Origin of the sequence: Isoptericola sp. NPDC057391 (assembly GCF_042668085.1) — a bacterium.
In the GTDB taxonomy this organism is placed as follows: Bacteria; Actinomycetota; Actinomycetes; order Actinomycetales; family Cellulomonadaceae; genus Isoptericola.
This window is the reverse complement of sequence record NZ_JBHVBO010000232.1, coordinates 1-5,521: the sequence shown is the minus strand read 5'-3', so window position 1 is coordinate 5,521 and position 5,521 is coordinate 1. Positions and strand designations below refer to the sequence as shown.

Sequence of the window (5,521 nt, the reverse complement as noted above, 5' to 3'; positions counted from 1 at the left end):
GCAGCGCCCACTGGTCGCGCGCGACGACGTGCCCCGCGTCGGCCCACGACGCGGCCTCGCGCAGCGCGAGCTCCACCGTGAGGAACGCCTCCGCGCCGGGGCTCGCCTCCGGCAGCGACGCCGGGTCGAGCAGCCCGACGACGGCCCGTTCCCCCGCCGCCACGGGGGCACCGTCGTCGCCCGCCATCGCGGCCTCGCCGGACGCGACCTCCTCGCCGTCGTGCTCCACGCGCCAGCGCAGCACGAGGTCGCCGGTGTCCGCGGTGTGCCGCCGGTTCCAGACCTCGACGCTCCCCGACGCCGCGCCGCCGGCCGGCCGCACGACGACCGGCCGCTCGACGTGCCAGAACTCCGTGAGCCCGGGGCTGGGGGTGTCGTCGGACAGCACCATGCCGTCCATGACGAAGTTGCCGTCGTGCACCACCTCGCCGAAGTCGCCGCCGTAGGCGAAGTACTCGACGCCGTCCGGCGTGCGGGTGCGCAGGCCGTGGTCGCGCCACTCCCAGACGAACCCGCCGTGCAGGCGCGGGTGCGTGTCGACGAGCTCGCGGTACTGGTCGAGCGCGCCCGGTCCGTTGCCCATGGCGTGCGCGTACTCGCACAGCAGGAACGGCTTGGACCGCTGCCGCGCCGAGTCGGCGATCGAGCAGCCGAGCACGGGAGACAGGTCGCCCCCGTCCACAGAGTTCCCGATCGACGCCGTCTCCGGAACCGTCGAGTACATCCGCGAGTAGACGTCGGTGTACTCGCCGGCGTAGTCGCCCTCGTAGTGCACGGGCCGCGACGGGTCGCGGTGGTGCACCCACTCCGCCATCGCCGCGAGGTTGGCGCCCGTGCCCGACTCGTTGCCGAGCGACCACAGCACGATGCTCGCGTGGTTCTTGTCGCGCTCGACCGTGCGGCGCACGCGGTCGAGGTAGGCCTCGCGCCAGCGCGGGTCGTCGCTGGGGTTGCCCACCCAGCCGCCGGCCTCGAACCCGTGCGTCTCCAGGTCGGTCTCGAGGATCACCCACAGCCCCAGCTCGTCGGCCAGGTCCAGGACGCGCGGGTGCGGCGGGTAGTGGCTGGTGCGGATCGCGTTGACGTTGTGCTGCTTCATCCGCGCCAGGTCGGCGCGGGCGTGCTCCTCGTCGAAGACGCGCCCGCGGTCGGGGTGCGTCTCGTGCCGGTTCATCCCGGAGAACACCACCCGGCGCCCGTTGACGAGCAGCCGGTCGCCCACGATCTCGACGCGCCGGAAGCCGACCCTCAGGGCGACCGTCTCGCCCGACGACGCCACGGTCGCCTCGTACAGGTTCGGCTCCTCCGCCGACCACGGCTCGACCGCACCGACGGCGACGGGCGCGACGTCCTCGGGCCGCTCCCACGCGACGTCGACCCCGAGCTCGGGCACGCGCAGCCGCACGGGGAACGCGGCGGCGTCGGCCCGCACCTCCGGCACGAGCACGCCCTGGGCCGTCGCGGGGTCGTAGTCCGCGTCCAGCCAGACGTCGTCGAGCGCTCCGACGGGGCGGTGCAGCAGGGTGACGTCGCGGAAAATGCCCGGCAGCCACCACTGGTCCTGGTCCTCGAGGTAGCTCGCCGCCGACCACTGCACCACGCGCACGGCCACGGTGTTTGCGCCGGGGAGCACGGCGTCGGTGACGTCGTACTCGTGCGCGAGCCGGCTGCCCGACGCCGAGCCGATCTCGACGCCGTTCACCCACACCGTGAAGAACGACTCGACGCCGTCGAACCGCAGCAGCACGCGCCCGGCCTCGGTCCACGACGCCGGCACGTCGACCTCGCGTCGGTAGTCGCCGGTCGGGTTCTCGTCCGGCACGTGCGGCGGGTCCACCGGGAACGGGAACTGCACGTTCGTGTAGATCGGGCGGCCGTGCGCGCCGTCGCCCTCGAGCACCCAGTGCGCGGGCACGGGGAGCTCGCCCCAGCCGGCGTCGGGCGACGGCGCGTAGCCCGGCTGCGCGAAGTCCGCGGCCCCCTCGCCGTCGGGCAGGACGCCGTGCGCGCCGGGCGCACCGGGCACCCCGCCCAGCAGGCGGAAGCCCCACGTGCCGTCGAGGGAGAGCCGAGGAGCGTCCCCGGCGGGCGCGGACCGCGGCGGCTCGACGCGTCCCGACCAGGGCGCGGTGGACTCGTGCGGGAGCGGGGAGAACGGCGTCATGCCTTGACAGCACCTTCCGTCAGGCCGCCGCGCCAGAACCGTTGCAGCACGATCATGGCGACGGCGAGCGGGATGACCGAGAGCAGCACGCCCCCGGTGGTGAGCTCGTAGAACTCGGGCAGCCGGTCGGTCTGGCTGTTCCAGTTGTTGAGCCCGAGGGTGATCGGGTAGAGGTCCTGGTCGCTGAGCATCACGAGCGGCAGGAAGTAGTTGTTCCAGATGCCGACGATCTGGAAGAGGAACACCGTCACGAGCGCGGGCGTCATGATCCGCAGGCCCAGGGTGTGGAAGATGCGCAGCTCCCCCGCGCCGTCGATGCGGGCGGCCTCGACGAGCGAGGTGTCCACGGTGGCGTCCGCGTAGATGCGGCACAGGAAGAAGCCGAACGGCGACACCAGCGACGGGATCAGCACGCTCCAGTACGTGTTGGCGAGGCCGAGCTGGCTGAACAGCAGGAACAGGGGCAGGGCCGTGGCCGTGCCCGGCACCAGGACGCCTCCGAGCACGAGCCCGAAGATGAGGTTGCGCCCGCGGAACCGGTACTTGGCCAGGGCGTACCCGCCCGCCGCCGCCAGGTAGGTGGCGATCAGGCCGCCCACCCCCGCGTACAGCACGGAGTTGGCGAACCAGCGCAGGAAGACGCCGTCGCCGTAGGTGAGCACGGCGGCGAGGTTGTCGAACAGCGCGAAGGTGTTGCCGAACCAGAAGCCGTTGGTGCCGAACAGGTCGTCCGTCGTCTTCGACGCGGCGACGACCACCCAGTAGACGGGCACGAGGAAGTAGATCGCGACGACGGCGAGGATGCCGGTGACGAGGATCGTCGTCGCCGGGCGCCGTCCGCGACCGGCGGGGGTCGCGGCGGGAACGTGCGGCGCGTCGGTGCGCTGCGGCGCGGTGGAGACGGCGGCGGTCATCGCGAGCTCCTGTTCGTCAGCCGGAGGAAGAGGAACGACAGCGCGAACGCCACGAGCGCGATGAGCACGGACTGGGCGGCGGCGACGTTGTAGTCGTTGTAGGCGAAGGCGGTGGTGTACGCGGACAGGTTGGGCGTGTACTGCGAGTCGATCGCCGGCGAGACGGTCATGAGGAGCTGCGGCTCGGCGAAGAGCTGCAGCGTGCCGATGATCGAGAAGACGGTGGTGAGCACGAGTGCCGGGCGGATCAGCGGCAGCTGGATGCTCCATGCCGTGCGCCACGGTCCGGCCCCGTCCACCCGCGCCGCCTCGTACATCTCCGGCGGGATCGCCTTGAGCTGGGCCACGATGATGAGCATGTTGTAGCCGGCGTACGTCCAGGTGACGATGTTCGCGATCGACCACAGCACCGTCCCGGCGCCGAGGAAGTCGGGCGTGAACCCGAACAGCGTCTCGGTGAGGTCGATGATCGGGCTCAGGCCGGGGACGTAGAGGAACGACCAGAGGATGGTCGCGATGACGCCCGGGATGCCGTACGGCATGAAGTAGGTGGCGCGGAAGAAGCCGGGCCAGCGCGCCGACGCCGACTCGAGCAGCAGGGCCAGCACCGTCGCGGCGACGATCATGACCGGCACCTGCACGACGCCGAACAGCAGCATCCGCCAGATCGACGCGACGAAGTTCCCGTCCTCCAGCGCGATCCGGTAGTTCTCGAACCAGGCGAACCCGGTGGTGACGCCCTGCTCGCCGAACAGCCCGGCGCGGGTGACGGTCGTGAAGCTCTGCCCGATCGCCACGATGATCGGCAGCACGAACGTCAGCAGGAACAGCAGGAGGAACGGACCCACGAGGATCCACGGCGCGCGCCCGACGGCGGTGCTGCGCTTCTTCGCGGGAGGCGACGTCGGGCGTCGGGTCGCGGCGACGTCCCCCACGGGGGTGGTGTGCGTGGTCATCGCTCCGCCTTCCGGATCGTCAGGCCCTTCTGGCGGAACACCTCGATGGTCCGCTCCTCGGCGGCGACGACGGCGTCGACGAGCGTGCCGCCCGTGGCCTTGCGGCGGAACCCGTCACCGAGGATGTTGAACGTCTGCTGGGTGATGGGCCACCACTGCCAGTCGGGGTTCTGCTCCTGCGTGGCGGGCTGGAAGACCTCCGTGTTGTAGCGCTGGCCGCCGAAGAACTCGCTCGGCTCCTCGCGCGCCGCGCCGATGTAGTCGCGGGCCGGCGACCACCCGATACCGGAGTGCTTGATCATCGCGTCGATGCCCTCCGGGTCGGTGTTCATCCAGACGGCGAACTCCATCGCCTCCTTCGGGTGCTTGCTGTTCGCCAGCACGGCCGACGTCGAGCCGCCGATGAACGACGACCCGAAGCCGTGGTCCCAGCGCGGGGCCGGCGCGACGCGCCACTTCCCCTCCGCGCCGCTGACGCTCTGCAGCAGCGCGTCGCCCCAGCTCGCGCTCACGAGCGACGCGATCTGGTCGTGCGCCGCGGCCGCGTACCAGCCGGGCGTGTACGGGTTGGCTGCGGTGGTCACCAGGTCGTCGTCGATGACCTGGTCGAAGAAGCGCGCGACGTCGAGCGTCGCCTCGCCGGCCATGTCGATGACCCAGCCGTCCTCCGCGCTGCGCAGCCACGTGGCGCCCGCCTGCATGGCGTGGGCCGTGAACACCGACGTGTCGTCCAGGGGGAAGGAGTCGATGTAGACGCCGATCTCCCGGAACGCGGACGCGACCTCGGCCCACTGCGTCCACGTGGTGGGGACGTCGGCGCCCACCTGCTCGTACAGGTCCGGCCGGTAGTACATCCCGACGGGCCCGGAGTCCTGCGGGATGCCGTAGACGCCGCCGGCGAAGCTCACCTGGCTCCACAGCGTCTCGTCGAACTTGGCCGCGTGCTCGGAGACGCCGTACCGCTCCAGGTCCACCAGGCCGTTGACCAGAATGAACTCCGGAACGGTGCGCATCTCCACCTGCGCCAGGTCGGGCCCGCCCCCGGCCGCGAGGGCCGAGTACATCTTCTGGTACCCGCCGTCGTTGCCGCCGGGGATCCAGGAGACCTGCACCTGGACGTCCGGGTTCTTGGCGTTCCAGACGTCGGCGACCTTCTGCAGGTCCTTCAGCCACGCCCAGTACGTGAGCGTGATCTTCTCCCCCGCCGCGGCCGGCACCACCGGCTGGGCGTTGACCGACGTCGTCCCCGGCGTCGCGCACCCGGCGAGCAGCGCCGACGCTCCCCCGGCGAGCCCCCAGCCGAGGAGCTCCCGTCTCGTGACCTGTCGCATCCGTCCCCACTTCGTCGTGACGTCGGCCGGGGCTGGTGCCCCGGGGGCGTGTGAGCGTGGTCACGTTAACAGCGACGCCGACCGTGCGGTCAAGATTCGCGGGGCGTGTCAGGCGCCGGTTGTGGGTGCGATCGTGGCCCCGTTCTCGTCGAGAAC

4 protein-coding genes are annotated in these 5,521 nt (G+C 71.6%); all 4 read right to left on the bottom strand.

Annotation, left to right across the window (positions count from 1 at the left end):
* On the bottom strand, positions 1-2,164 hold a 2,164-nt coding region (locus ACFUVW_RS19135), incomplete at its 3' end, for a glycoside hydrolase family 2 TIM barrel-domain containing protein (RefSeq protein ID WP_430572889.1).
* Positions 2,161-3,078, bottom strand: a complete 918-nt coding sequence (locus ACFUVW_RS19130; protein WP_430572888.1) for a carbohydrate ABC transporter permease — start codon at positions 3,076-3,078, stop codon at positions 2,161-2,163. The genes ACFUVW_RS19135 and ACFUVW_RS19130, both read right to left, overlap by 4 nt.
* The gene (locus ACFUVW_RS19125) at positions 3,075-4,034 is read right to left on the bottom strand and encodes a carbohydrate ABC transporter permease (protein ID WP_430572887.1); all 960 of its coding nucleotides are present in this window, start codon (positions 4,032-4,034) and stop codon (positions 3,075-3,077) included. The genes ACFUVW_RS19130 and ACFUVW_RS19125 overlap by 4 nt, the downstream gene beginning before the upstream one ends.
* Positions 4,031-5,365, bottom strand: coding sequence for an extracellular solute-binding protein (locus ACFUVW_RS19120; protein ID WP_430572886.1), 1,335 nt, complete (start codon positions 5,363-5,365; stop codon positions 4,031-4,033). Before ACFUVW_RS19120 ends, ACFUVW_RS19125 begins: the two co-directional genes overlap by 4 nt.
* Between the last annotated feature and the right edge of the window lie 156 nt (positions 5,366-5,521).

Coding starts and splice junctions, on each gene's coding strand:
- ACFUVW_RS19125 (WP_430572887.1), bottom strand. CDS start 4,034: ATGACCACGCACACCACCCCCGTGGGGGACGTCGCCGCGACCCGACGC.
- ACFUVW_RS19130 (WP_430572888.1), bottom strand. CDS start 3,078: ATGACCGCCGCCGTCTCCACCGCGCCGCAGCGCACCGACGCGCCGCAC.
- ACFUVW_RS19120 (WP_430572886.1), bottom strand. CDS start 5,365: ATGCGACAGGTCACGAGACGGGAGCTCCTCGGCTGGGGGCTCGCCGGG.